Genomic DNA, 26,958 nt, shown 5'->3' on the forward strand with positions numbered 1-26,958 from the left:
TTTAGTATTTAAAACGATTCACATAGCTTTGTAATTCATCAGCCATATCGAGAAGTGCTTTTGAGGCTACAGCCATTTCCTGCATTGAAGACAACGTTTGTTCAGTAGAAGCGGCAACTTCCTCTGACGCTGCTGCATTTAATTTAGCATGATCTGATAGTTCTATAGCTGTTGCAGAGACTTCTTCGACTACTGCTGACATCTCCTGAGCAGATGCAGATATATCCTCCATTTTCGGAGCAATTTCGTGTAGACGCTTAATGATACTTGCGAATTTTTTACTTGCATCTTCTGTTAGCTGTAAACCATCCTGGACATCCGCTGAAGTATTCATCATTGTTTGAACAGACTTAGCCGTATCTTGTTGGATGCCAGTGATTAGTGTAGAAATCTGCTCTGCTGATTGATGGGATTGCTCCGCTAACTTTCGCACTTCATCGGCGACTACCGCAAAGCCTTTCCCGTGTTCTCCAGCTCGCGCTGCCTCAATAGCAGCATTAAGGGCAAGCAGATTTGTTTGCTCTGAAATAGCGCTAATAATTTCTAAAATAGAACCAATTTCTTTTGTTCGATCATAGAGTGATTTAATCATCGTATCCGATTGTGTCACAGATTCATGAATCGAGACCATTTGATTAACAGTTTGTTCTACTGCTTGTCCGCCTTCATCGGCCAATTGTATAGCACGGCTCGATAAGTCTGAAACCTGCATAGAGCTGTCAGCGATCTCGACGACTCCTTTTGCGATTTCCTCAATAGAAACAGCATTTTGGTCAATACTAGTTGTTTGTTTTTCTGTACTGATAGCAACCTGCTGCATAGCTTCAGTAACTTGCTCAGAAGCAGCTATATTTTGTTCGGCATTCGCAGATAAGTTATGCGCTGAAGTTTGTACATGTTGGGAGCTTTGATCAACGTTACGAATAAGCTTTTTTAAGTTAACCTTCATGGCGATAAAGGCTTCCCCAAGCTGTCCAATCTCGTCTTTCGAATGAATGTCAATAAAAGCTGTTAAATCGCCCTCGCTAATTTTGATAGCGCTTTGTTTAAGTCGATTGATCGGATTAACGATTGATTTTATCATGAAAAGCATAAAAATAATGCCAACAATAATAGAAATAGCAATAATTATTAAGTTGATATTAAAGGTCGAAGCAGCAGCATTTGCAGCCTCGGCTGAAAACATGGTACCAACGACTTTCCAGCCTGTTAGCTTATTTGTAACAAATTGAAGTTGACGATCTTTTTCTATAACAGTACCACTATCTTGTTCATAGATTTTAGTAATATAGCTTTCTGTTGCTTCAGCACCACTTTCTTTATTTGGTTCGGCAATATAAATTTTATTACTATCTAAAAGTGAAGCAAAGCCAGTTTCTCCAATGCGTATATCATTCGTGATGGTACTTAATCTAGATATATTGACATCTAGCCCTATTACCCCTGAGCCGTCTGGTAAAGCCTGAGTAATCGTAAGAACGATATCACCTGTAGTCTGTGTAACGTAGGGGGCCGTAATAGATACTTGGTTTTTGTTATCTACAGCTTGCATATACCAAGGTCTTTTACGAGGATCAAACCCACTAGGGTATTTTTGAGCAGGCTCATCCAGTAGTCTCCCATCAGCGGTTCCGATATAAATTAGCTCCACCTCTGGATGCACGTTCATGTATTCGTGGAAAAGAGATGTAAGTTCTGTAACTTTACCTTCTTGTAAATAAGATTGATTAAGCTTGTTTGAAAAATATTGAACGTCTTTCACTTTTGGCTCAATCGTGTTAGTAATATTCGTATTAAGCATGCGCACACTTTCGGTTGCACTTGCTTGTTGTTCTTTTGAAATTTGCTTTTCAGCACTTTGGTAAGACACAATTCCAATTAACAGTGTTGGGATGAGAAGTATTGCTAAAAACGAAAAAATGAGCTTTTTCCTTAAACTTAGTTGTTTCACTTGAATTATCCTCACTATGATATTAGTATTATAAACTTTGTTTTATCACCGAATATTGAGTATGTAATAATGCCTTAGTGATCAATCTCCTGTTGTTATAGTTGTTGCTGTCGCTTCGCTTTCGCACAGACAAAACACGTTGTTGCTGTCGCTTCGCTTTCGCACAAAAAAACATCTATTGCTCTAAGAGCTCATCGGATAATCGATCAACCCTATTTTATGGTGATAGATCTATACCTTTTACCTTTCTATGTAAACAATAGACGGCTAGGCTCATTTTACCAAAAATAAATTAAAAGTTAAGTACTTTGCAATAACTGTTCACTATATAGTAGATATCATCAATTAATACTTCGAAATTCTCCTAAAAACGATAACCGCTAGATGACATATAAAGCTCCTTTTTGATGTATACTAATGCTCAAAAGAGGAGGGAATTGTTTCATGATTCGACAAATTGGACAAGTAATGTTGTATGTAAATGATCAAGATACTGCCGTGAAGTTTTGGACAGAAAAAGTTGGATTTGTTGTAGTTGCTGACCAAGAAGAGGGAGGAGTACGTTGGATTGAAATTGCTCCTACTAAAGAAGTTCAAACTACCTTTGTTCTACACAATAAAGAAATCATTTCAAAAATGCAGCCTGACTTAAATTTAGGGACACCTTCTATTATGTTTTATGCTGATCATATAGAAGATCTATATCAAGATTTTCAAGCAAAGGGCGTTAAAGTAGGAGATTTAGTAATGATGCCAATGGGTAGGGTTTTTAATTTTGCTGATCATGAAAATAATTATTTTGCATTAGTAGAAAAATAAACCTTATCCGACCTAGAAAGAGCAAGTTTGAATCTGTCCAATTTTGATTGCGGAAATCGGACAGATTTTTGCTTTTTTCCCTATATAAGTACATGGTAACTTATTTTAAATCTTCTCCAAAAATCCCTACAGTTTGACGGTCAACGTTAAATTCATGGCCATCCCATTTCAAAATATTTTCTACATAACCTAATCCATCGGCATGAAATCGGCCTGCTATAGCCTGATACGCTAAAATTTCATAGATGCCATCACGTTCATAGTCCACTGGATACAATCCGCTGATTGGATCAACCCATCCTTGAATAGGCTGCTTTAGTGTACCGTCTTGATTATAAATTTCTGCTAAATAATCTGGACCTTTGTATTGTAAATCGATGATATATTGTTTTTTTGGATTCATGCTACGCACGGCTACTTTATATTGATTTTGATAATTAACAGTGTACTTTAGCTTATTATTAAACGTTTCTGCATCAAAAATTGAGCGTATTTTCCCGTTTACGGAGGCAAATATTTCACCGTTGATAATACCACCACTACCCCCTGTGTCAGAAATAGTTAAAATATCTTCTAGATGATTCCCGGTAAAGTCACCTAAAAATATAGTTGGGTTGTAGCCGACGCTTTGTTTTAGCATTATTTTTTCGAATTGATGTGTCTGTCCGTAAAAAATCGCAAGCGTTAGGTTTTTCCACAAAGGACTATCTGGCGTTTTATTCCCCATCAAAAGAACAGTTTCAAGTAAGCCATCTCCATTAATATCCCCAAATTTCGTCTGAATAACCTGAGGGGTCATAGGCGACATAGGCATATTATTTAAGGGTGGATTCATATTATTAGTCATACATGCACCTCTTTCTATAGTGTTAGCATATGTTGTAAACATGGCTTGGTGAAAAAAAGAAGACGTGTTCGTAATGGGTATAAAACTTATAAAAAAACTTATAATTAACCCATTGACATTTTTAAATGCGAAAAGTATCATAAGTGTCAACGAATCAGAAAATTCAGTACCACCCATTCTCTTGCTACAAAACGTAGTTAGAGATTTTTTACAACATTAATTCTTAGTAAATATATATGTTTTATACATTTTGGGAAGAAGGAGATTTTCTTGAAGAATTTATTTGTTAAAACAAAGCAACAACAGTATTGGCTCGATCAGCTGGCATCTATTTCTGAGTCAATCAAGGCTGATGCTAAAGAAGTAGATGAACAATCTCGTTTTCCATTCGAAGCACATAAACTACTTCTGCAAATTGGTTATCCAAAACTAACTTTACCGAAAGAATATGGCGGTGAAGGATTATCAGTCTATGATATGGTACTCGTTCAAGAAACGTTAGCAAGCTACGACGAGAATGCTTCACTCTCACTAGGATGGACATTAGGTGTTGTAGGTGAACTATATGAGAAAAAACTATGGACAGACGATTTACTAAGTTCATTTGCTCAGGAAATAAAGAACGGTGCATTTATAAATAGGGCTGCGAGTGAAGCGGCAACTGGTAGTCCAACACGTGGAGGGCAACCTGGAACAAATGCTATTTCAAAAGAGGCAGGTTGGCTCTTAAATGGACGTAAAATCTTTACGACAGCCTCTCCGGTACTAGATTACTTCTTAACATCAGCTTGGATTGAGGAGAAAAATCAAATTGGTTACTTCCTTATTCATAAAGATGCCCAAGGGCTTTCAATTGAAGAAAACTGGGAAATGTCTGCAATGCGAGGCACAAGCAGTCATGACCTAGTGTTAAAAGATGTAATAGTCCCTTCAAATCATTTAGTAGAGTTACCAAGTCACCCAAGTGGTGGCAAGATAAATGGTTGGATTCTACATATCCCAGCGACATACTTAGGGATTGCGCAGGCAGCCCGCGATTATGCACTGCATTTTGCAAATCATTATCAACCTAATAGTTTAAATGCTCCAATTAGTACATTACCAAATGTGCAGCAGCTTCTAGGTGATGTTGAATTGAAGCTATATCAAGCGCGCTTTGTACTGTATGGGGTTGCCGAAGCTTATGATGACCCAGCTAGACGTGAGCTTTTGGCAAATGAAATGGCAGTTGCTAAGCATACGGTAACAAATTTGGCGATTGAAATCGTCGATAAGGCAATGCGTGTAGTAGGAGCCAAAAGCCTACAATTAACCAATCCATTACAGCGTTATTATCGAAATGTTCGTGCAGGACTTCATAACCCGCCGATGGATGATATGACAATTATTAAATTAGCGAGTACCGCAATTGAACAACAAAAATCGACTGAACATCAATTACAAAACAATGGAGAATAAGGGGAAATGACATATGTTTAAACAAAAGAAAAAGATTTTCCAATTGGCAGCAATCGGGTTGGCTTCACTTGCTATTTTAACAGGCTGTAATTCAGGTGAAGCTTCAGATAAAGACTCAGAGGATGGCGGGAAAGTACGTACAGTGAAGGTTGCATTTGATCAGGCGTCTAAGCCAATTAGTTATCTAGATGATAACGGAAATCCAACCGGCTACGATGTGGAAGTCATGAAGCTAGTGGATGAACAGTTACCTGACTATAAGTTTGAATTTGTAGGCACGACTAGTGATGATTTACTAATTGGTGTTGAGCAAGGGAAATATCAAGTAGGAATAAAAAATGCCTTCTTTACGCAAGAACGTACGGAAAAGTTTATTTTCCCTAAAGAATTTTTAGGCTTAAGTAGTGCAGGTTTAGTATTACGTAAAGAGGATGAAGGTATAAAAACATTAGCTGACTTTGCGAAAAAAGGTTATTCATTAGCACCAATTGCTGCGAATAATGCTCAATACACAATTATTGATGAATTTAATAAGGCCAACCCAGACAAACAAGTGAAATTACAGGCTGGAGATGCGTTCACTGTCGATGTTGTGCAATGGGTAAATGAAAAACGTGTCGATGGTGGTGTGATGATTGAAGGTCCTTTTAAACAACAAGTTTTAGCAGATGATGGGCCTTATCATAATTTAAAGGATGACGTAGTTTATAACGAGTTTGCAGTTATTAAAACATGGCCGTTATTCAATAAAAAGGAACAAGAATTTGCAGATGCTTATGATAAGGCTATAGCAAAAATTAAAGAGCAGAAGAAAACAAATGAATTAAGCACTAAGTTTTACGGTCGAGATTTATTTGAAGTGTTAGAAACTGTGAAGCGCTAATAGGCGGTAGTTGATCAAAGGAGATGCTTCTTTGAAGAGAAAGTGTTACTAGCTACTACCAAATAAAAGGCTGTTGAGTCAGTATACTCAGCAGTCTTTATTCATACAAAGAGAATTATTGTATCAAGTATGTTGATTAGGGAAATATGTTGGCTAATTGTTCGGTGATAAAAGGATTATTTGTTGATATTTTACCTTATATATGAGCATATATAGCTGATTGTAGTGAAGGGCTACTTGACTCCCGCGGGAAAGCAAGTAGCCTGTAACGGAAATCAGCGTCTTCTAATTGATTTTAGTGAATAAAATGGCTAATCAATACACCTGTTACTTGTACATTTATATAAAGGTTGGTGAGGAAATGGAGAAGTATTTTGATGCATCATACATTTGGAACTCAATTCCTGTATTATTGCCGTTTTTAAAAGTTACCTTCCTAGTCGCGGGATCTTCCATTGTACTAGGCACAATATTTGGCTTACTATTAGCGGCTGCCAAGTTAAGCTCAATAAAATTGCTGCGAAGATTAGCAAACTTATATACAACGATTATGCGTTGTACACCATCTATCGTCTTATTATTCCTCGTATATTATGGTGTTCCAGCGTTAGCGGAAAACTTCGGCATAAATCTCCATTCAATCGAAACGGCCATTTTCGTAGTCGTAACGTTCACTTTACAGTTTGCAGCGATTATGTCAGAAGTTATTCGTTCTGCCTATTTAGCCATTGATAAAGGGCAATTCGAAGCGGCTGTTAGTGTGGGATTAACGCCATTCCAAACCTATCGCCGTATTATTTTCCCGCAGGCACTCGTTATCGCTTTACCGAACTTTGGGAATGGAATGATTGCGTTATTACAAGAAGGCGCGCTCGCTTATACAATCGGCTTAATTGATATTGTCGGAAAGGCAAATTTAATTATTGCAAGTAACATCAATGCACATGCATTAGAAATATATATTGCTTTGGCTATTGTTTATTGGGTGCTGTCGATTATTATCGAAAAATTCTTTGCTATGCTAGAAAAGTTTTTTGGTAAGGGGAAAAAGACATTAGAGACAACGTAAGGAGGCGTAACCATGAATTATCAATTTTTAGTTGAAACATTTTTTGTTGCATTATCAGGTGTACCTATCGCACTCCTTGTGACAATTGTTGCTATGCTTGTTGCTTTACCACTAGGCTTTCTACTAGCACTAACCCGGATCAATAAAATCCCGGTGCTCCATCATGTAGCAAAGATTTATGTCTCCTTTGTCCGAGGTACACCAATAATCATTCAAATCTTTATTATTTATAGTAGTATCCCATTACTACTTAAAATTATTTTTGAAAAATATAATATTGCCTATGATATTTATAAAATCAATCCGATTTGGTACGCATTTATTGTCTTCGCATTTAGTACGACAGCAATTTTAATAGAAGTATTTCGTTCTGCTTTAAGTACGATTGATAAAGGTCAGCTAGAGGCTGCGCACGCAGTAGGCTTATCAACATTTCAAGCCTATCGCCGTATAATAATTCCGCAGGCTTTAGTAGTAGCGCTGCCAAATATTTGTACGGCTACAGTCAATCTCATTAAAGCGACGTCTTTAGGCTATGCGATGTCCTTACCCGAAATTACATTAAAAGCTAAGGTAGCTGCCAATGTTGGCTACAATTACGTAGAAGCATATATTGATATTTTCATTGTGTACTTAATTTTATGTAGTACGGTTGAATACATTTTTAAACGATATGAAAAACATTTAAGTAAATTCAAAGTGGCAAAAGCCTAAGGGGTGAACGAGTATGTTAGAAATTAAAAATATCCATAAATCATTTGGTAACAATGAAATTTTAAAGGGTGTCGATTTAGCCATTGATAAAGGTGATGTTGTTGTCATTTTAGGTCCCAGCGGCTCGGGAAAAACAACATTATTACGTTGTATTAACTTTTTAGAGAATGCCGATCAAGGACATGCAACATTTGGCGATATCCAAGTAGATTTTCAAAATGTGAAGAAGAAGGACGTACATTCCATTCGACAACGTGTAGCCTTTGTATTCCAAAACTACAATCTTTTCACGAATAAAACAGCGCTAGAAAATGTGACAGAAGGGCTTATTATAGGACGTAAAATACCAAAGGCAGAAGCAATTGAAATTGGCAAAAAGGCGCTAGATAAAGTAGGCTTATCAGAAAAATATGATGCCTATCCAAGCCAATTGTCCGGAGGTCAGCAACAACGAGTCGGTATTGCACGAGCAGTGGCGTTGAACCCTGATATTATTTTATTTGATGAACCGACTTCTGCACTTGACCCAGAGCTGGTAGGAGAGGTCCTTCAGGTTATGAAAAACATTGCAGCGGAAGGGACAACGATGCTTGTTGTCACACATGAAATGGGCTTTGCAAAAGACGTAGCCAACCGAGTAATTTTTATGGACGGTGGTGTCGTTGTAGAAGAAGGAAGCCCTCATGATATATTTGTTAATCCGAAAGAGGAGCGCACGAAGAAATTCTTAAAACGTGTTATTCCTGAGGATTATACGTACTATATTTAAAGATAAAAAAAGAGAATCTACAAGCTTTCAATGGAAGCATGTAGATTCTTTTTTTGAAATTCAATTATGCCTTGGCATAATTGCTGTAGCTGACGCTTCGCTTTCGCTACAAAAGACATTTGCTGAAATAAGTTAAAGATCTAAAAAGTGGGTAAACTCATTAATTGAATAGATATGCAATTCGTGCATAGCTCGTGTACAGGCTGTGTAGAAATAATTACGTTCTGTTTCTCTAGAATAATTAGCTGCGGAAGCATTGTATATCAAGACAGCGTCGAATTCAATTCCTTTTGCCATATAAGCAGGCAACAGTAAGATACCTTTTTTAAATTGATTTGTATGATGGGTAATGAGTTGAATATCTACTTGCTCTTTCAATTTATCAAAAACCATCGTACATTCTTGCTCTGTTTTACAGATGACTGCAATTGTTTCGAACTTTAGGGACAAACTGTTAATCTTTTCGACAAGCTGTTCCATTAAATCTATTTCATTCGGAACCATCGAGATGGTCGGTTCGGGGCCATTTCTGTTAAAGGCTTCTACTTTGGCGTCCCCGTGTAAAATCTTTGAAGTAAGTTGAATAATTTGTTTTGTTGAGCGATAACTTTTCATTAATATCATTTTTTCTGCTTGTTCACCATACAATTGTGGTGTTAGTAATGAAGGGTTTTTAAAGGTATGAGGATGGATAGTTTGATGTCCATCGCCCAATATAGTCATACGTGCACGTGGGAATAATTGCTGTAATACAAATAGCTGAAATGGAGAATAGTCTTGCGCTTCATCAACTAAAACATGACGAATCATCGTATTTGTTCGTTGACCTTCTATTTTGTCCTGCAAATATAAAAATGGAGCGGCATCTTCATATGAGATAATGCGCTTTGCTAAATTAGGGAGTGTATGTTGACAGATTTCTTCCCAATGGTCGGGTAAAAAGTTCTGTAATTGCTGATGAATAGTGTTGTTCATATCAAACAATTGACGATAAATGCCTAACATATGAACGAACTTTAATTGTTTCACAGATTGACGAAGTGGCTTGAACTGCTTTTTGACAATTTGGATGGCTATTTTCTTGCGCTCTTGCTCAAAATCATCAAAGGAGTTTTCTGAAAACCGACCTTCATGTAAAAGCTCGCTATAGGTTTTTGTATACTCTTCAATGTCTAAAAGTTCACTAGCTTCTTCTACCCATTCTTTCGCTCGTTCGGCCTTTTCGATTTTCGATAATTGTTGTAACAACCATTCTTTCACTAACTGCAGTCGATTTGGGATGGGAATTGTCGCATTGAACGAATAAAAGTACTCAGTAATTTCTTGAGCTGTAATAATTCTTTCTCCGCGAAAAACAATATTTTTAAACAGCAAACCTTCATTGGCAAGGTACTCTATATATTTGTCCATCATTTCCCGATATTTGAGGCTAGCTTTGAAAGAAATAGTAGTAAGCTTCATTTGGTAGAGCAAGTCATCTTTCTCTGTTAAAAGTGACTCCAATTGCTCATAAGGATATTCCAATTGGAACTGTCGTCCTAAACGCTTTGTTGCATATTCGGAGAAGGTTAATTGCTGCATATTATCTTCACCTAGATCCGGTAAAACGGTATGAACATATTGATTAAAGAGCTGATTAGGTGTAATCAATAAAATTTGATCAGCAGTAATTTGGTCTCGATAATGATATAACAAATAAGCAACACGTTGGAGTGCAACAGCCGTTTTTCCACTACCCGCGACACCCTCTACGATTAGATAAGGAGTGTTGACATGTCGAATAATTTTATTTTGTTCAGCTTGAATCGTTGCTACGATGCTACGGATATGTTCGTTTGCATTTTGAGCGAGAATATCGAGTAACAAATCATCACCGATCGTTAATCCTGTATTAAACATCGATTGCAATTGACCATTCTTAATGATGAATTGTCGTTTTAAAAGCATATCACCTTGAATTTCTTCAGTTGACGCTTCATAAGTAACTGGGCCAGGCGTGTAATCATAATACATACTTGATATAGGGGCTCGCCAATCATAAATTAATATATTTTCATTCTCTTCATCCATTAAGGTTGCTACACCGATATAAATCTTTAAAGGTTCGGTATGACCATCCTGTAAAAAATCAATGCGAGCAAAATAGGGTGATTGCAGTAAACGGTCATAAATTTTTACATCCTTGATGACACGTTGCTGAGCATGCTGGGAATCAGCTAAGAGCTCTGCCTGCTGTTTAATAGCATAATAGGTTTCGTCTATATCCTCAGGAGTATCTAAATTTACTCTGACGTCGTCCCAAAAGGTTTTCTTTAATGTTAAAACATTGTCTTTAACATCCTTTTCCTTTTGTAGTAACGCCTCCTTTTTGTGACCAACTGTGTTTAAACAAAGAACAAGATACTGTTTTTCTTCTGTCCATTCATTTTGCTTTTTCAACGTCACTCACATTCCTCTCCATATAATTATTTGTATGGCTTTTTAATCGGGAAATTTATCATACAGCTAGTTCAGAAAGAAGTATAGTCTAGTAATTTTGGTAAATTTATGATACAATAAAGTTATAAAAGAAAATCAAATTTTTAACAAAAAGACTGTTCCGGGAAAGTTGGGGTAGTCTTTTTTTGTATCCATATTTATCCATTCGGAAGGGTGTTGCTTTTAGGGATAGTCACCTAAATTTTGGTATGGAATTATGTATGTAAGTTGATTGGAGTGGAGGTTGGTCGACTCCTCGGGGTTCGACGTCACGGATAAGACCCTGGAGCAAGCACCTATAAGGACGCCCCCTAAGGAAGTGCTTGGTCGGAGTAGAAAATAAACCCGCGTTATGGTAGTTATCCCAATTTTCCTTCGTTATCATTTTAACCATCAAAAATTATTCTCTATACTTTAAAGTTAACTTGATGATTAATTTTTGGTAAGTAAGAAGAATAGTTGTTAATCACTACTTGGAAAATGTGTTTTTATAAATGTGTAGACATTTGAGAGGCGGGTGAAAAATGAAGGCGATATTTACAGTTTGAGTACCTGGAAGTGGTAAGCGCGCGATTGTTAAGGGACTGGCAAAAAACGAAATACGCTTATTCTTTCAAGAGATGCTATACGTTAATAGTTATTTGGTGTCGCTATAAGATAGAAACCGCGAATGGCATTCCGTATTTTATGTGAGCGTTTGAATGTGGCTAAAGGTCAATCTGTTATTGTTGATGCGATAAATATCGAACGGGAATGCAGAGTGTTCACACTAGGTAAAATGTCTTTTGTTTTGAAAGTGTTATATTATTATTTTGATATTACAAATTTTTCGTGAGTATCAAAAATACAATAAAAAACGAAAGAAGTTCCGATAGTGATAATGGAAAAAATGAGAAGGAATATAGAATTGCCGATATTGGGGGAGGGGTTTGAAGAGGTTCAAATTGTGCAGGAAGCAAGCTTGTATTAAATCTCAAAAGGGCAATTTATTTCACTAATCCAGAGCCGACTGACCTATTAGAAGCTTTTTATAAATATATGAACGAAAACAGTCCATTATGATGATTTTCGATAAAACCTAGGGAATTTTGTGAGACAGAATCATGTTCGAACAAGTGAACATTGGTTAAATGAAGAAGCTATTCCTAATCAATCGAAATAAGTATGATGTGAAAAGGTGAGGTAAACCTACTATAAAACAAAAGGAATAAGAAAGAGTTTATTTCTTTAACATAAAATTATAAATATGAGGAAGTAAACAGCGGCAGTGTGTCTCTTTATAAAATGGGGATTACAGGTTCGATTCCTGTTATACTCACTAAATGAAATAATAGATCAATTTAGTTTTGCTTTTTAGCAGTTTTACGGGAGTAGTGTCAACATTGAAGGTCCGCTATATAAAAGATGAACTCCCGAGCGAAAACGGGAGTTCATTTAGTAGTTCTTTATTTTGTATAGTTATCGAAATAACCTTGAATATAAATCATTGGTGTTCCTTTGTCACCTGAACCAGAAGTTAGGTCAGAAAGTGAGCCAATTAGGTCTGTTAAGCGACGAGGCGTTGTACCTTGAGCGGCCATTTGCCCAGTTAAATCTGCATCTTTATTTTGGATATACTCAGAAATTGCCGCTTTTAATTCTTCGCCGCGAAGCTCTGCAAAATCGTTATCTGCTAAGTATTTTAGTTTTACTTCGTTTGGTGTGCCATCTAATCCGGCTGTGAAAGCTGGAGAAACAACAGGGTCAGCTAACTCCCAAATCTTACCGACAGGATCTTTGAAAGCACCATCACCGTAAACCATTACTTCAACTGTTTTACCAGTAGCTTCTTTGATCTTTGCTTGGATGCCATCAACGATTGGTTGGCAAGTATGTGGGAATAATTTTACGCTATCTTCAGTAGCTTTATTTGAACCAAGTAGACCATACTCTGCATTAAAACCAGAGTCGTTATTAGGTTTAGATAAAATATTATCAAGGCTGTATACTTTTTCAGCACCATTTGCCGTTAGAATACGTTTTGTACGTAAGCGTGTATGAATATCACAAGTTAAAACGCTCTTCGTAAAATCTAAAATTGTTTTTGGGTTATTTGAAAAGATAACTTCACAAGACGCGCCTTCAGCTTCGATTAGTTCTTTATAATATTCAATATAATCTACGCCTGTAAATGTATGTTTTTTATAGCCGAAATGCTCACGGAATTCCACCTCAGTTAAAGTATCTGTCCAAGGATTAATCCCTTTTACATCTAGCTCATCGATATCAACTAGGTGATTACCAACTTCATCAGATGGATAGCTAAGCATAAGAACAACTTTTTTTACGCCTTTTGCAATACCGCGTAAGCAGTTAGCGAAACGATTACGGCTTAGGATTGGGAAAATAACACCAACAGTATCGTCACCATATTTAGCAGCTACGTCAGCTGCGATGTCATCGATGGATGCATAGTTACCTTGTGCACGTGCTACGACAGATTCTGTTACTGTGACGATGTCACGATCTTCAATTGGATAGCCTTCAGTCTTTGCTGCGTTTAATACCGTATCAACAACAATTTGCTCAATATTATCGCCTTCGTTAATAATTGGACCACGAAGACCTCTTACTACTGTACCAACTACACGTTCCAAAATAATCTCTCCTTATTAATAGATAAATGTATGATTAATAGTTATGCCTCAGCATAATTGCGTCTGGAATCGGCTGTAGGCTTCATAAAGAACTCCTTACCGATACCTTTTCGCCAACTGAAAAAAGTTAAATATTGTGAAATTAAACCAATATGGTTTTACTATACGCCCCTTTAGTGATATAAGTAAAATTAATAGTTCGTATAATAGCTATAAGAGGTGCTTATATGATAGGGAAATTAGATTTATATCGTGTTTTTAGTATTGTTGCTAAAAATAATAGCTTTTCAAGTGCTGCTAAAGATTTATATATGACTCAACCAGCTGTTAGCCAAGCTATGATGCAATTAGAAAAGGAGCTCGGCACACGTCTTTTTAATCGCACACCTAAAGGGGTGACGTTGACAACTGAGGGTAGCCTTCTATACGAGTATACGAATTCAGCATTAGGCCTTTTAGATGCTGGTGAGGAGAAGTTGCTAGAATTTAAAAATTTAACAACAGGTCAGTTGAAAATAGGGGTAGGGGACACAATTTCTCGTTTCTTTTTAATGCCTTATCTAGAGGCGTTTCATACAATGTATCCAAATATAAAATTACAAATGTTAAATGGAACGACTTCAGAAATTTGTAACTTTATTAAATCTGGTGAGGTAGATATAGGACTTTGTAATTTTCCGATAGAAGATCCGACATTACAGTTAACCGCTTGCACAGAGGTTCAAGATATTTTCGTATGTGGTGAGAAATACAAAACGTTGGCGTCAAGAAGTTTAAGCTTTGAGGATCTGCTAAAGTTTCCACTTATTTTTTTAGAGAAAAAATCAAATTCAAGAAAGTACGTAGAAGATTATTTATTTGCAAGAGGGATCTTTATTGAACCTGAGTTTGAGCTTGGTTCACATGATCTAGTGCTGGAATTTGCACGCAGTAATTTAGGGATTGCCTGTGTAACGAAAGAATTTTCTAAGGATTATTTGCAACGAGGACTTTTGTATGAGCTAACATTAACAGAAAGGATTCCAACACGAAGCATTGGCATGTGTTATTTGAAAAGTGTACCTTTATCTCGAGCAGCGTTGAAATTTGTAGAAATTATTGAACACAAGCAGGAGCGTAAACGTATAAATCCAAGAACTTTAAAGTGAGATTAGCGAATAGTGTTGAAAAACAGAATGGTGAAGGAAGTCTTTGGGTATCACATTAAATAAAGTATGTTTTTTCTGCAGAACGAGAGGTTGATTTCCGTTCCGACTGGGCGCTTTCCTGGGGGCGTCCGATGAGCCGCTTCGCTTCGCTGCAGGGCCTCGGGCCAACACGATGTTGGTCACGAAGGCGTTATCACAGGATGTGATGGTTTTAGCCTTCGTTCTTCTATCGCTGATCCCCGAGGAGTCGCCCAGTCTCCACTCCAATCAACCGCTTCACATAGTATCTATCTTCTGACACATAATAGCATTCCAACAAAAGAAAGCTTTGCGACAAGTAATCCGCTAAGCTTTCTTTAATAGTGCCTCTATAAGAGTGTCAACATTGCGTTTGTTTTTCATTGTAGGTGAGTACAAATAAGAAAATGTCCGTGTAAAATGCTGCTCCTCGAGAGGTAAGATTTTTATATCGTTATTTTTTAATTCACGATCAATGACACTAGCAGACAGTAATGAAAGTCCAAGCCCTTGAATTACGCTTTCTTTCACACCTTGATTACTACTAATAGTAAGAAGTGAACGTACTTGGAGCCCGTTTGCTCTAAATAAATGATCTAAGTAATAACGTGTGCCAGAGCCATCTTCACGTGCAACCCAATTTTGCTGCTGTAAGTCCGCAACCGTAATAAATGGTGCCTTTGCAAGAGGGTGATTACTCGCACTGACAATAAATAATTCATCTTGCATAAACGGATTAATAATAAGTTCATGGTCTTGTGCTTGTCCTTCAATAAGACCGATATCGACTTGTAACAATTTTGTATATTGAATGATTTCTTTCGTATTGCCAATAATAACTTGAAGCTCTAACTGAGGGAATTGCTGTTGCAAGCTCGCTATAATAGGAGGCAAAATATATTCGCCAATTGTAAAGCTAGCGCCTATCACAAGCGTCCCTTGAATTTCATGATGATAGGTTAAAATATCTTCCTTTGCTGCTTCTGCAATTGCCAGCATCTGTTTAGCTCGTTTATATAAAATTTCTCCAGTTGGGGTGATTTGTACAGATTTTGGCGACCGGATGAATAAGGTCGTTTGAAATTCTCGCTCTAAGTTTTTAATGTGTAAACTGACACTTGGCTGTGAAATATGAAGTATTTCGGAGGCTTTCGTAAAATTATTGACCTCCACCAGTGTGATGAACGTTTGTAAAGCATCATATTGCATATCATCACTCCTATCATTAGAAATATTAATAATTACGATTATATATATGTATTTTACTGATGATTTACTTTCTAATAAAGTAATAATCATCAAGGATGAAAGAAGTGAACAACATGGATAATGGCCAGCGTAGGTTAAAAAGTTTCCTGACCCCAGCGTTTATGAAGGGGATATTGTTGACACTCATTATTGCCTTAGTAGCAAAGTATATTTCGACATTTCCATTCTTCTCAATATTAGGGCAGCTTGTCATAGCCATTATATTAGGTATGGCTTGGAGAGCAGCCTTTAAGGTGCAGGATTCATGGCAAACAGGCATCACATTTTCAAGTAAAAAATTATTACGCCTCGGCATTATTTTATTAGGTATGCGTTTGAATTTAATGGATATTTACAATGCTGGAGCGAGTGTCTTCCTTATCGCGTTTATTAATCTGGTATTTGCTTTAGTGGTTGTCTATGGCTTAACGAAGGTATTTCATGTTGATAAGAAGCTAGGCATATTAACAGCTTGTGGCACAGCTATTTGTGGGGCTGCTGCTGTTGTCGCTATTGCTCCTCAAATTAAAGCAAATGAAAAAGAAACGGCAGTGGGCGCAGCGATTGTCGCATTATTAGGGACTGTATTCACATTAGTCTACACGGTGTTATACTCAGTATTTAACTTAACCCCTACTGAATATGGTATTTTTGCGGGAGGCACTTTACATGAAATTGCTCATGTTATTGCAGCAGCCTCAGCTGGTGGAAATGAAGCGATTGATATGGCAGTTATTGTGAAGCTAACACGTGTTGCTTTGCTTGTACCCGTAGCTATTGTCATCGGTATTTTATATCGAAGAAATGAAACGGGGCAGGAAAAAGAAGGATTTTCATTGTCGATAATCCCGTGGTTTATTCTTGGATTTTTAGCGATGAGTGCTATTAATTCGTTAGGGATTGTACCAGCTAATGTAGCGCAAGCATTTGTAAATATCGCTTATATTTTAATTGGCATGGCGATGGCCGGACTAGGTTTAAATGTAGACATAAAAACGTTTAAACAATTAGGTGTAAAAGCGTTTATTGCAGGACTGATTGGTTCACTTTGCTTATCAGTACTTGGATATGTTTTAGTTATTTTCATGTAATAAATTTCGCCTAGGCGTAATTGCGTTCTTAGACTGAGTTCCTCTATTTCGGTTGGTATTTGGGTACCTAATGAAAAGGGACCACATCCGTATTCATCTCACCACCTTCAGAAGTGGGAGTCTTCAGCTGAATGAAGATAAAGTGTTAAAAACCCCTGCATTATCGAAAATGCAGGGGTTTTTTTAGATAGAATCAGAAGATATTTTAGTTATTATCCCACTTCATTGGAAATAGTGGGGCTAGGTGATACAAATTAAAAGTTAGCGTAATGCTTCAATTGAAGAAGCTAATTCAGCTATAACTATTTTGCTACCGATCATTGGACTGTTTTCAGGTTTTCCTCCCTCAGAGCTTTGTCCAGGACGGTGATGTGCCGCAGCGAATGCATCGCTATTACGCCAAGCTTGGAAATGCTCCTTAGACTCCCAGTACATATTGACGCTCATTTCGTCATAAGTCGGATCATCAGTTGAAACTAGTACCTCTACTTTATGGAAGCCTTCAAACTGCTGCAGAGGACCTGGCTTTGTAAAGTTCGGTGCCATTTTTGCAGCAAAGCCGGGTTTGACTTGAATACGATTTGTAACAATAATCATGCTTTTCCCCCCTAATCATTTTTAGTTTAAACTACTATATGAATGAATTATCAATGATTATCATTCGCAATCAATGATAATGGTCGTAGGAAGACATTGTCAATACAATTAATCTGTAAATAGTTCTATCTTTGAAGTGTTGGAACCAAAATTTATAGATGGAAATATACTTCGCTATAAGGATGAACAGACGCGCTAGATCCTGACATTTAACTGACATAAACCGATGATATAATGAGAACACGAACGAGCTGGTGACGAGGTGAAGGGATGGCAAAAATATTAGTAGTAGAAGATGAATATGCAATAAGCCAAGTTTTGAAGGCATATTTGAAGAAGGTAGGCTTTAATGTTGTGCAATGTTTTAATGGTGGACAGGCATTGGATATATTTCAAAAGGTTCAGCCTGATTTAGTATTACTCGATATTATGTTACCAGAAAAAAACGGTTGGTTCATTTTAAAGGAAATTAGAGAATTAAGCTCTTGTCCAGTGATCATGCTAACGGCATTAGGCGATGTAAATTATCGATTAGAGGGCTTTGATCAAGGGGCAGATGATTATATTGCAAAGCCATTTATAGCTGATGAGGTAGTGGCAAGAATAAAGGCAGTTTTAAGACGCGCTGAAGGAAGTCGTAAATCTTCAGAGATAAAACGCTTTGGTGAGCTAGAGATTGATATGAAAGCCCACCGAGTGCTACTTAAGGGAGAAGAAATCATTTTAACGCCAAGAGATTTATCTGTGCTTTTATTTTTAGCAGAACACCCAAATCAAACGTTTACACGTGACCAGCTTATCGATCAAGTTTGGGGCTGGGAATATGAAGGTAGCGATAGAGCGGTTGATTTAGCAGTGAAGCGATTACGAAAGGTACTTAAGGAATGGGATGAGGATGAGGGAGAAATAAAGACACTACGTGGATTGGGGTATCAGCTAAGTGTTCAAAAAAAATAAGCGAATATCTTTACTCAACTACTGGACAAGTCGCTATTTATTAACGCTATTTATTGGTTTAGCAATTATCTCTTTAATTTCTGCGGCGTGGATTCGTCATACGGCGTTTCAAAATCGACTGGAGATGATGGAGTTTTTAGCAGACGAGACTGTATATCGTCTAACCGATGTTTCAGGTCAAAATAATGGACATATGGGCGGTATTCCAGGCTTTATTGGAAATCGTGAAAGATTTACTATGAGAGAAATTGATCCCATTCTGTATGTCGTAGATGAGGAAGGGAATATAGTAAGTAGCAATCGACCGGTGCCGCCGGGGAATGCAAAAATTGTTGCCAGCTTGCTAGATGGTGAAGAGGGGACAAAGAAAATAACTGCAGCGAATGATGGACAAGAGTTAGTTCAATATGTCGTAAAACGAAAACTTGAAAAGGACAATAAGGTAGTTGGCTGGGTGCTTGTCTTAGAGAAAAAGGACAATTTAACGAAGGTTAACCAAGCATATGGGCAACTGGCACTACTAATTGGAGCACTTGCTGTATTAGGATGGGGTGCTATTTATTTTTTATCAAAACGTTTAGCGTATCCAATAAAACAAGTTGCCGAAGCCGCAAAGCAAGTACAAGAAGGTAACTATACATTTGATTTGCCCCAAAATAATAAGGAAGAAGAAATTTATGAGCTCGTTACGTCTTTTAAGGAAATGGCGAATAAGCTAGAGCAATTAGAAAAGACTCGAACTGAGTTATTAGCAGGGGTCACCCACGAGCTAAAAACACCAGTCACGTCAATTAGTGGGTTATTGCAGGCAGTGAAAGATGGTGTCGTTACAGGTCAGGACGCGAGTGAATTTATTCAAATGGCACTAGTAGAAACGACGAAAATGAAAACAATGGTTGGCGATTTACTAGCTTTTAATCATTTTGCGGTAGATGCAATTCCGGTGAAGCTTGAAACAGTAAGTGCTAATCAATTAGTACGTGATGCCGTAGCACAATGGGAAGTAATGCAGGATGACGAAAATGTAAAAATACAACTGGATTACCTTGCAGAATCCGTTGATGTACAGGCTGATGTTGTAAGAATACAGCAAATAGTCACGAATTTATTGACGAATGCGAAGCAGGCCATGCAGGAAGGGTTTGTTACCATTACGCTTATGGAAAAAGAGGATGCTGTATTCATTATTGTAAGGGACACGGGATACGGTATTCCTCAAGAAGATCAAGCATTCATCTTTGAGCGTTTTTATAGAGGAGAAAATAAAAAATATGCGGTCCGTGGATTAGGCTTAGGATTATCACTTAGTAAAATGATGGCGCAATCTATAGGTGGTGATTTACGCTTAATTGACAGTAATTCATCAGGAACATGCTTTGAAATAACACTGAAAAAGGCTACTACGCTCTAAAAGGCGCGGTAGCTTTTTCTTTGTAAAAAATTTTGAAGGACATGTTAAAGCTGACATCTGACTGACACATTAGACCTTTATAGTAGGCATTGTAAACGAGAAACCAAACGAAAGGACGGGATCAAGGATGACCGCAAACAAAAGGTTTTTCCGAATAATAGCCTTACCTGCTGCATTATTAATGCTACTAGCTGGATGTGGTGAGAGTAACGATTATGTGGCGAAGGTTGACGGTGAAAAGATTTTACAAACAGAATTAGATAACGCATTGCGTGAACAATACGGTACAGAGGTACTAGATACACTCATTACCAATAAAATAGTTGAGCTAGAGGCAAAAAAAGAGGACATTTCTGTATCTGAGGACACTATTCAAGCAGAGTATGAGGAGTTAGCGGAGTCGTATGGCGGAGAGGAATCCTTACAAGCAGCACTAGAGGAAAATGGACTGACAGAGCAAAGCGTGAAGGATAATATTCGTATGTATCAACTCACAAAAAATGTTATTGCTACAAGCGTTGACATATCAGATGAGGAAGTAGCTCAATATTTTGAGGACAATAAAGAGAGCTATGGACAAAAAGAAGAGGTCGTAGCCAGTCATATATTATTGGAGGATGAAGCAACAGCAAAAGACGTGCTAGCAAAAATAAAAGCCGGTGAGGATTTTGCAGATTTAGCAAAAACGTATTCAATTGATACAACAACGAATGAGGATGGCGGGGAAATAGGCTATATTAGCCGAGGACAAATGGATGAGCAGTTTGAGGAAGTAGCATTTGGCCTTGAAAAAGGTAGCATCAGCGACATCGTACAAACATCAGAAGGCTATCACATTATTAAAGTAACCGATAAAGTACCTGCAGAAGAGGCAGTATTCGAGGATATAAAAGATGAAGTTTATGCAACTGTGCTTGAGGAGCGCATAAATGAAGAGTATGCGTCTTGGTTAGCTGAAAAGCAAGAGCAATACAAAATTGAAAAAATGTAAGGAGTGAACGATATGCCTACTCTTACTTCGTTTAATCCTAACGGTCGAAAGGAGATCAAACAGGCCATCTCCTATCCGGATTACGCATTACTAAAAACTAAGCTACAGCACGTGATGCGGTTAGACAAGCATGCTGGGATGAATGGTAAGTATTTAATTCGTAGCATATACTTTGATAATTTTGCAAACAAGGTTCTAAATGAGAAAAAAGAGGGTTTTATCAATCGAGATAAATACCGCGTACGAATTTATGGTAAGTCTACAGAGATTATTAATTTGGAGCGGAAAAGTAAACGTAATAATGTAACCTATAAATCGAAATGTGCCATATCTCAAAAGGAATTTGAAAAAATGCGCGTTGGGGATATCGCTTGGATGGAGCAAGACAAACGAGCGTTAGTTCAAGATTTATATCAGGAAATGAAGTATCACCAATTGAAACCAATGACAGTTGTCGATTACGAGCGTGAGGCTTACATTTATCCCTATGGAAATGTTCGTGTCACTTTCGATAGTAAGGTACAGTCAAGCCTCCGTAATACAGATATGTTTCATCCAAAACTGCCGATGGTGGATGTACTTGAGCCGAACCTAGTTATTTTAGAAGTGAAATATGATGAGTACTTGCCGGATATTATTAAGTACTTACTTCAATCAGTAGATACACGTGCTGAAGCATATTCAAAATATCAGCTTAGTCGCATGTACGGCTAATAAAGGAGAATGGAACAATGGATACTATAAATTTTAGCGATATTTTTAAATCCAACTTTTTAGAGAAAACAACATCATTTTCATTAATAGATTCAATGATCGGATTAGTTGTAGCTTTCTTTGTTGGGCTTTTTATTTATGCGGTTTACAAGAAAACCTTTAATGGAGTGATTTACTCTCATTCTTTCAATATTTCACTGCTCATTATGACAATGGCAACAGCTCTAGTAATTATGGGAATAAGTTCTAATGTCCTGTTATCACTAGGTATGGTAGGTGCGCTATCAATCGTGCGTTTCCGTACACCTATTAAAGACCCTATGGATCTAGTATATATTTTCTGGGCAATAGTTTCGGGGATTCTTTGTGGTGCAGGATTTATTCCACTTGTTATTATTGGCGCAGTTTTAATTGGTCTTGTACTACTAGTGTTTGTAAACAAAATTACTGTGGAAAATCCATATTTATTAATTGTGAAATTTGAAGAAGAATTCGCTTGTCAGGAAGTAGAGCGTATTATTGCGGCACAATCTAAAAAATTCGCTTTAAAATCCAAATCCATTATGCAGGATGATGAGATTGAAACAACCTATGAAATTCGTGTAAAACAAAATGATGCAAAACTGATGGACAATCTTACAAAAGTACCTGGAGTAAAATCAGCAGTAATGCTTAGTTATGATGGTAATTTCACTGCTTAGTAACCACTCTAGAGTGAAGAGAGGTGCAATAGATGATTAAAACAAGGGTTGTCTATCTTAGTATGGCGATTCTTCTACTTCTCTTTGTCGTGATGTATGCTGTGCTTCCAAACGTAGGCATTGAAACGAAAAATACCGAGTTTTCCTATGAGACCATTGTGTTTAATAAGAATAAGGTAACAACGATAGATATTGAAATAGCCGAAGAAGATTGGGCAGATATGCTAGAAAATGCGGCAGCAGAGGAGCTAAAGAAGGCGAATATTACGGTAAATGGTAAGAAAATGGAAAATGTAGCGATTCGTACAAAAGGAAACTTATCATTGCGTTCAGTAGTTGCGAGCGACTCAGATCGCTATAGTTTAAAAATTGATTTCGATTATTACGATGATACACAAAGCTTATATGGCTTAAAAAAGATCAATTTAAACAATAATTACAGTGACTCAACATTAATGCGAGAATATATTTCTTATGAGCTCATGGAACAGATGGGATTGCCAACACCGGCCCATTCTTATATGTATGTAACTGTAAATGGGGAAGAACGTGGACTATTCTTAGGGGTAGAAGCTGTGGATGAAACATTCCTAGCAAATAATTATGGTTCTAATGATGGATTTTTGTTTAAGCCAGATGGAACAGGTAGTGATTTAAAATATATTAGTGATGATATAGCGGATTATACAGGAATAGGCTTAAAAACGAACGAAGGCAATATTGATCAATCAAAGTTTATTGAAATGATTGAAGCTATCAATAATGGCAATAATATTGAAAAATATATTGATGTCGATGAAATGCTACGTTATTTTGCTGTGAACACAGCACTTGTAAATCTTGATAGTTATCAGGGAAATATGAAACACAATTACTATTTGTATGAGGATGGTGGTGTGTTTTCGATCATCCCTTGGGATTATAATATGTCCTTTGGTGGCTTTGGTGTTGGAGGCGGTGACAATAATCAAATCCAAGACAATGCCAATATGAAAGCACCTAATGATGCACAGATAAATGATAAATCCGAAATGAAGCCTCCGAACAATGGTAAACAGCAACGGCCAAATGGTGACCGGAATCAGGGTGGACTCAATATGGGATTTGGAATGTCTGGGGATCTGATGGCAGATAGTGCAATTAACTTTAGTGTGACTACACCTGTATCTGGCACAGCATTAGAGGAGCGACCGCTATTAAACGCCTTACTTTCAAATGATGAGTATCGTGCTAAATACGAAGGTTATTTAGAAGAGTTAGCGACTAATTACTTAACAGAAGATTACGTAAAGAACATTACGAAACAACTAGCATTGCTAATAACTACTTATGTGGAAGCAGATCCTACGAAATTCTCTACAACAGAACAGTTTATAGAAGCTGTAGAAGGAGAAAATAGTCTCCCTGAATTTGCAAAGCAACGCTCTGAATCTATTTTAAAACAGCTGTCTGGTGAACTTGTTGTGGAAGCAACATCACAAGGGAATATGGAAATGCCTAATTTAGACGCAATTGGTGATATGGACATCCCGATGCAAAGACCAGAGGATTTCGATCCTTCACAAGCTCCTCCATTTAATCAAAATGGCGATAATCAGGGAGAAAGATCCAATGGTGGTGGACCAATGCAACGACCTGACCAAAATGGAGGACCCATGTGGCCTAACCAAGGCGATGAGCAACTAAAGCAAGAAATTGTTATCGATAACAATACAATTCTTACAGTGATTGTTTGCTTTGCCTTGTTAATAGTTGCATTGCTCTTTGTTTTCAAATTTAAGCGCAGAGGTCGTTAAAAAAATAACCATATCCAAAACTTTTGGGTATGGTTTTTGCTTTTTATCGTGCTAAAATTAATCATTCTTTTTTTTTAGGAGTTTTATTATGAACGAACATCAATTTGATAAATGTTTACATATTAACACAGTAGGTGAACAATACGGCTTCCCGAAATTAGCTCACTACCATCGCTATGAGCCAACACCGTATGTTGGCTTAGAACAATTATTTTCGGAGTATGAAATGCCTGATAATCCAGTGTTTATCGATATGGGATGTGGAAAAGGGAGAGTCCCTATTTATGTACATCATAAATTTCATATTCCTACAATTGGGGTAGAAATGGATGCAGGTTTTTATGCAGAGGCTGAGAATAATAAAAAGAGCTATCTTCAAAAGAAGAGTGCTCTAGCTCCGATTTCCTTTATTCATTCTATAGCGGAAGACTATGCTATTCAACCATGTGACACGGTTTTCTTTTTTTTCAATCCGTTTTCAATAAATATTTTTCGAACAGTTATTCATAATATTTGGAAGTCTTATGAACTGCATATGCGTGAAATTCATATTATTTTATACTACCCACCATATGATTATTTGCAGTTTTTACATCATGGGACACCTTTTGAATTAATCCATGAAGTTCATCTTGAAAATGAAACAAATATTAATGAACGCCTCTGCGTGTTTGCATTGAAAAAAGCTTAGAACTGTACGATAGTCAGCTCTAAGCTTTTTTAACTTCTTCAGCAAATGTCTTTTGTACCGAAAGCGTAGCGCCAGTCCAAACACTCACTGAAATAGAGGAACTCAGGCTACATCCTGTGAAAACGCCTGAGTGACCCGCATCGGTAAAAACGCCACGTCCTACGGCATTACCGAAATGACCAACATCGTGTCGGCATAAGCACAAAGCCGATTCCGGACGCATTGTTATCTGCACGAAAGCGGTAATTATGCCAAGGTATAATTGATTAAGATTTAGCGACTAAAAGTAAACGACCAATGATTACTCCCTCTATTTATAGAATGTCAATTTATTCCCCAGGTAATAAATAATTAGTAGCGATTTCATATGAATACAACCATTTTAGCGATTGATAACCTTGATTATGAACCTCTTTTAACGAGATTTTATCGAAAAAAAATAATCGGAAATGATAGGTTTGTATGAATATTTACTGACAATTGATAGATAATTCGAAAATTACTAATTATACTGAAAAATCACTCTAGACTAAATATAAGGAATGTTTTACAATGTAAAAGTCCTAAATGAAAAATAGTTCGATTCACTCAAAGATAGATAGTTATAAATTATAATTTTGGTTATTTTTGTTATTGAGGAAATGCCATCAATTGTTTATAATTATCTGAAATATCTAATATTTGAGAAAATTCTAGGGGGAATAAAATTATGAGAGAGAATAAAAAGCTTAAAAAGTTTGGCTCACTTCTAGTTGCATCTTCACTACTTGCAGGCGTTCTTGCTGGCTGTGGTAACGGAGATAGTTCAAGTTCAGGAGGAGGATCTTCATCAGGTGGTGGTGGTTCTTCTGACGGTGATACTATTAAAATCGGTGCAAACTTAGAGCTTTCAGGGAACGTAGCTTCCTATGGTTCTTCGATTGGTGTCGGTGCAGAACTAGCAGTTAAAGAAATTAATGATAATGGCGGAATCGATGGCAAAAAAATTGAACTCATTAAAGTAGATAACAAGTCTGAAAACTCAGAGTCTACTGCAGCAGCTCTTAAACTAGCAACACAAGATAAAGTAGTAGCAATGCTAGCTCCAGCAACTTCTGGTAATACAGTTGCTACTGTTCAAATTGCTAACAGTAATAAAATCCCAATTGTTACGGGTTCAGGTACAGCTCCTAACATTACAGTTAATGATGATGATAGCGTTAACGAGTACGCATTCCGTACTTGTTTCATCGACCCATTCCAAGGGATTGTAGCAGCGAATTTCGCTTCAGGTGAATTGAAAGCTAAAAATGTAGCTATTTTTGCGGACAACGCATCTGATTATGCAAAAGGTTTAGCGAAATCATTTAAAGAAACAATCACTAAAAATGGTGGGAAAGTTGTAGAAGAAGAAGCGTATGTCGCTAAGGATGCGGACTTCCGTACACAATTAACGAATATTAAAGCAGCTAAACCAGACTTTATTTTTATCCCAGGATATTATGAAGAGGTCGGTCTAATTGTTAAACAAGCACGTGATATGGGGATCGATGTTCCATTGATGGGGGCTGACGGTTGGGATTCACCAACTTTAGTAGAACTAGCTGGTGCGAAAGCGCTGAATAACACGTACATCACAAACCATTATTCCGCAGAAGACCCAGATCAAAAAATTCAAGACTTCGTAAAGGCGTTTAAAGCAGCGAACAGTGATAAAGCACCAGATGCATTCAATGCACTTGGCTATGACACAATTTACTACATTGCTGATGCTATTAAGCGTGCAGGCTCTACGGATGGGGAAGCTATTAAAAATGCTTTAGCTGACACAAAAGATCTTTCTTTAGTAACAGGTACTTTCTCAGTTGACAAAAATCATAACCCAATTAAAACAGCAACAGTTCTTGAATTTAAAGACGGTAAACAAGTGTTCAACTCTAAAGTTAATCCTTAATGTTTTTTTGCAAGGGGAGGCGGGTAAACACGCCTTCC

Annotated in this window: 23 protein-coding genes; 16 read left to right on the forward strand and 7 right to left on the reverse strand. The window is 37.2% G+C overall.

All coding sequences use genetic code 11. The annotated features are described in order from the left end of the window. Nucleotide 1: 1 nt before the first annotated feature. Nucleotides 2–1,951: a methyl-accepting chemotaxis protein gene (locus tag ACQKMI_RS17920; protein ID WP_427491140.1), complete on the reverse strand. Its 1,950-nt coding sequence runs from the start codon at nt 1,949–1,951 to the stop codon at nt 2–4. Between the two features lie 444 nt (nt 1,952–2,395). On the opposite strand from ACQKMI_RS17920, the gene ACQKMI_RS17925 reads away from it, so the two are divergent. Next, entirely contained in the window at nt 2,396–2,770 is a 375-nt protein-coding gene (locus ACQKMI_RS17925) for a VOC family protein (RefSeq protein ID WP_427491142.1), read from the forward strand. A gap of 100 nt (nt 2,771–2,870) precedes the next feature. Here ACQKMI_RS17925 and ACQKMI_RS17930 read toward each other — a convergent pair whose 3' ends face one another. Further along, the gene (locus tag ACQKMI_RS17930; RefSeq protein WP_427491144.1) at nt 2,871–3,617 is read right to left on the reverse strand and encodes a hypothetical protein; all 747 of its coding nucleotides are present in this window, start codon (nt 3,615–3,617) and stop codon (nt 2,871–2,873) included. Nucleotides 3,618–3,887: 270 nt separating this feature from the next. On the opposite strand from ACQKMI_RS17930, the gene ACQKMI_RS17935 reads away from it, so the two are divergent. The 5 genes from ACQKMI_RS17935 to ACQKMI_RS17955 all read left to right on the forward strand — a co-directional run bounded on the left by ACQKMI_RS17935 (nt 3,888) and on the right by ACQKMI_RS17955 (nt 8,510). Beyond that, the gene (locus ACQKMI_RS17935; protein WP_427491146.1) at nt 3,888–5,075 is read left to right on the forward strand and encodes an acyl-CoA dehydrogenase family protein; all 1,188 of its coding nucleotides are present in this window, start codon (nt 3,888–3,890) and stop codon (nt 5,073–5,075) included. 13 nt (nt 5,076–5,088) lie between these two features. Then, nucleotides 5,089–5,958 carry a transporter substrate-binding domain-containing protein gene (locus ACQKMI_RS17940; RefSeq protein WP_427491148.1) on the forward strand — a complete coding sequence of 290 codons (870 nt, stop codon included), beginning with the start codon at nt 5,089–5,091 and terminating at the stop codon, nt 5,956–5,958. A 307-nt stretch (nt 5,959–6,265) separates the two neighbouring features. After that, nucleotides 6,266–7,027, forward strand: a complete 762-nt coding sequence (locus ACQKMI_RS17945) for an amino acid ABC transporter permease (RefSeq protein ID WP_427491150.1) — start codon at nt 6,266–6,268, stop codon at nt 7,025–7,027. 12 nt (nt 7,028–7,039) lie between these two features. Further along, entirely contained in the window at nt 7,040–7,741 is a 702-nt protein-coding gene (locus ACQKMI_RS17950) for an amino acid ABC transporter permease (protein WP_427491152.1), read from the forward strand. A gap of 13 nt (nt 7,742–7,754) precedes the next feature. After that, on the forward strand, nt 7,755–8,510 hold the full coding sequence (locus tag ACQKMI_RS17955; protein ID WP_427491154.1) for an amino acid ABC transporter ATP-binding protein: 756 nt from the start codon (nt 7,755–7,757) through the stop codon (nt 8,508–8,510). Nucleotides 8,511–8,642: 132 nt separating this feature from the next. Here the strand turns inward: ACQKMI_RS17955 and helD are convergent, their stop codons facing one another. Beyond that, nucleotides 8,643–10,955, reverse strand: a complete 2,313-nt coding sequence (gene helD, locus ACQKMI_RS17960; protein ID WP_427491156.1) for an RNA polymerase recycling motor HelD — start codon at nt 10,953–10,955, stop codon at nt 8,643–8,645. 1,478 nt (nt 10,956–12,433) lie between these two features. Continuing rightward, nucleotides 12,434–13,624, reverse strand: a complete 1,191-nt coding sequence (locus tag ACQKMI_RS17965) for a coenzyme F420-0:L-glutamate ligase (protein WP_427491158.1) — start codon at nt 13,622–13,624, stop codon at nt 12,434–12,436. 227 nt (nt 13,625–13,851) lie between these two features. On the opposite strand from ACQKMI_RS17965, the gene ACQKMI_RS17970 reads away from it, so the two are divergent. Next, a complete protein-coding gene (locus ACQKMI_RS17970) occupies nt 13,852–14,772 on the forward strand; it encodes a LysR family transcriptional regulator (RefSeq protein WP_427491159.1) in 921 nt (306 codons plus the stop codon). Nucleotides 14,773–15,117: 345 nt separating this feature from the next. Here ACQKMI_RS17970 and ACQKMI_RS17975 read toward each other — a convergent pair whose 3' ends face one another. Continuing rightward, a complete protein-coding gene (locus ACQKMI_RS17975) occupies nt 15,118–15,999 on the reverse strand; it encodes a LysR family transcriptional regulator (protein WP_427491161.1) in 882 nt (293 codons plus the stop codon). A 113-nt stretch (nt 16,000–16,112) separates the two neighbouring features. Here ACQKMI_RS17975 and ACQKMI_RS17980 point away from each other — a divergent pair, with 113 nt between their 5' ends. Continuing rightward, complete coding sequence (locus tag ACQKMI_RS17980; RefSeq protein ID WP_427491260.1) at nt 16,113–17,129, forward strand: YeiH family protein; 1,017 nt, start codon at nt 16,113–16,115, stop codon at nt 17,127–17,129. A gap of 261 nt (nt 17,130–17,390) precedes the next feature. On the opposite strand, the gene ACQKMI_RS17985 is transcribed toward ACQKMI_RS17980, so the two are convergent. Beyond that, nucleotides 17,391–17,726, reverse strand: a complete 336-nt coding sequence (locus ACQKMI_RS17985) for a heme oxygenase (RefSeq protein WP_323648507.1) — start codon at nt 17,724–17,726, stop codon at nt 17,391–17,393. A 270-nt stretch (nt 17,727–17,996) separates the two neighbouring features. On the opposite strand from ACQKMI_RS17985, the gene ACQKMI_RS17990 reads away from it, so the two are divergent. The 7 genes from ACQKMI_RS17990 to ACQKMI_RS18020 all read left to right on the forward strand — a co-directional run bounded on the left by ACQKMI_RS17990 (nt 17,997) and on the right by ACQKMI_RS18020 (nt 24,987). Next, entirely contained in the window at nt 17,997–18,683 is a 687-nt protein-coding gene (locus tag ACQKMI_RS17990) for a response regulator (protein ID WP_427491163.1), read from the forward strand. After that, the gene (locus ACQKMI_RS17995) at nt 18,667–20,094 is read left to right on the forward strand and encodes a HAMP domain-containing sensor histidine kinase (RefSeq protein ID WP_427491165.1); all 1,428 of its coding nucleotides are present in this window, start codon (nt 18,667–18,669) and stop codon (nt 20,092–20,094) included. The genes ACQKMI_RS17990 and ACQKMI_RS17995 overlap by 17 nt, the downstream gene beginning before the upstream one ends. 127 nt (nt 20,095–20,221) lie before the next feature. Further along, the gene (locus ACQKMI_RS18000) at nt 20,222–21,085 is read left to right on the forward strand and encodes a foldase protein PrsA (protein WP_427491167.1); all 864 of its coding nucleotides are present in this window, start codon (nt 20,222–20,224) and stop codon (nt 21,083–21,085) included. 12 nt (nt 21,086–21,097) lie between these two features. Beyond that, on the forward strand, nt 21,098–21,799 hold the full coding sequence (locus ACQKMI_RS18005) for a polyphosphate polymerase domain-containing protein (RefSeq protein WP_427491169.1): 702 nt from the start codon (nt 21,098–21,100) through the stop codon (nt 21,797–21,799). A gap of 17 nt (nt 21,800–21,816) precedes the next feature. Continuing rightward, the gene (locus tag ACQKMI_RS18010; RefSeq protein WP_427491171.1) at nt 21,817–22,500 is read left to right on the forward strand and encodes a DUF4956 domain-containing protein; all 684 of its coding nucleotides are present in this window, start codon (nt 21,817–21,819) and stop codon (nt 22,498–22,500) included. 32 nt (nt 22,501–22,532) lie between these two features. After that, nucleotides 22,533–24,296, forward strand: coding sequence for a CotH kinase family protein (locus ACQKMI_RS18015; protein WP_427491174.1), 1,764 nt, complete (start codon nt 22,533–22,535; stop codon nt 24,294–24,296). A gap of 88 nt (nt 24,297–24,384) precedes the next feature. Continuing rightward, the gene (locus ACQKMI_RS18020; protein WP_427491175.1) at nt 24,385–24,987 is read left to right on the forward strand and encodes a class I SAM-dependent methyltransferase; all 603 of its coding nucleotides are present in this window, start codon (nt 24,385–24,387) and stop codon (nt 24,985–24,987) included. Nucleotides 24,988–25,006: 19 nt separating this feature from the next. Here ACQKMI_RS18020 and ACQKMI_RS18025 read toward each other — a convergent pair whose 3' ends face one another. Further along, nucleotides 25,007–25,210, reverse strand: coding sequence for a hypothetical protein (locus tag ACQKMI_RS18025; RefSeq protein ID WP_427491177.1), 204 nt, complete (start codon nt 25,208–25,210; stop codon nt 25,007–25,009). Nucleotides 25,211–25,696: 486 nt separating this feature from the next. On the opposite strand from ACQKMI_RS18025, the gene ACQKMI_RS18030 reads away from it, so the two are divergent. Next, nucleotides 25,697–26,920 carry an ABC transporter substrate-binding protein gene (locus tag ACQKMI_RS18030; protein WP_427491179.1) on the forward strand — a complete coding sequence of 408 codons (1,224 nt, stop codon included), beginning with the start codon at nt 25,697–25,699 and terminating at the stop codon, nt 26,918–26,920. Nucleotides 26,921–26,958: the final 38 nt, after the last annotated feature.

Source organism: Lysinibacillus sp. NPDC097214 (assembly GCF_050277945.1).
GTDB lineage: Bacteria > Bacillota > Bacilli > Bacillales_A > Planococcaceae > Lysinibacillus > Lysinibacillus xylanilyticus_B.

Coding starts and splice junctions, on each gene's coding strand:
- ACQKMI_RS17975 (WP_427491161.1), bottom strand. CDS start 15,999: ATGCAATATGATGCTTTACAAACGTTCATCACACTGGTGGAGGTCAAT.
- ACQKMI_RS17945 (WP_427491150.1), top strand. CDS start 6,266: ATGGCTAATCAATACACCTGTTACTTGTACATTTATATAAAGGTTGGT.
- ACQKMI_RS18030 (WP_427491179.1), top strand. CDS start 25,697: ATGAGAGAGAATAAAAAGCTTAAAAAGTTTGGCTCACTTCTAGTTGCA.
- ACQKMI_RS17985 (WP_323648507.1), bottom strand. CDS start 17,726: ATGATTATTGTTACAAATCGTATTCAAGTCAAACCCGGCTTTGCTGCA.
- ACQKMI_RS17970 (WP_427491159.1), top strand. CDS start 13,852: ATGATAGGGAAATTAGATTTATATCGTGTTTTTAGTATTGTTGCTAAA.
- ACQKMI_RS18000 (WP_427491167.1), top strand. CDS start 20,222: ATGACCGCAAACAAAAGGTTTTTCCGAATAATAGCCTTACCTGCTGCA.
- ACQKMI_RS17940 (WP_427491148.1), top strand. CDS start 5,089: ATGTTTAAACAAAAGAAAAAGATTTTCCAATTGGCAGCAATCGGGTTG.
- ACQKMI_RS17955 (WP_427491154.1), top strand. CDS start 7,755: ATGTTAGAAATTAAAAATATCCATAAATCATTTGGTAACAATGAAATT.
- ACQKMI_RS18025 (WP_427491177.1), bottom strand. CDS start 25,210: ATGCGTCCGGAATCGGCTTTGTGCTTATGCCGACACGATGTTGGTCAT.
- ACQKMI_RS17990 (WP_427491163.1), top strand. CDS start 17,997: ATGGCAAAAATATTAGTAGTAGAAGATGAATATGCAATAAGCCAAGTT.
- ACQKMI_RS18015 (WP_427491174.1), top strand. CDS start 22,533: ATGATTAAAACAAGGGTTGTCTATCTTAGTATGGCGATTCTTCTACTT.
- ACQKMI_RS18010 (WP_427491171.1), top strand. CDS start 21,817: ATGGATACTATAAATTTTAGCGATATTTTTAAATCCAACTTTTTAGAG.
- ACQKMI_RS18005 (WP_427491169.1), top strand. CDS start 21,098: ATGCCTACTCTTACTTCGTTTAATCCTAACGGTCGAAAGGAGATCAAA.
- ACQKMI_RS17925 (WP_427491142.1), top strand. CDS start 2,396: ATGATTCGACAAATTGGACAAGTAATGTTGTATGTAAATGATCAAGAT.
- ACQKMI_RS17980 (WP_427491260.1), top strand. CDS start 16,113: ATGGATAATGGCCAGCGTAGGTTAAAAAGTTTCCTGACCCCAGCGTTT.
- ACQKMI_RS17950 (WP_427491152.1), top strand. CDS start 7,040: ATGAATTATCAATTTTTAGTTGAAACATTTTTTGTTGCATTATCAGGT.
- ACQKMI_RS18020 (WP_427491175.1), top strand. CDS start 24,385: ATGAACGAACATCAATTTGATAAATGTTTACATATTAACACAGTAGGT.
- ACQKMI_RS17930 (WP_427491144.1), bottom strand. CDS start 3,617: ATGACTAATAATATGAATCCACCCTTAAATAATATGCCTATGTCGCCT.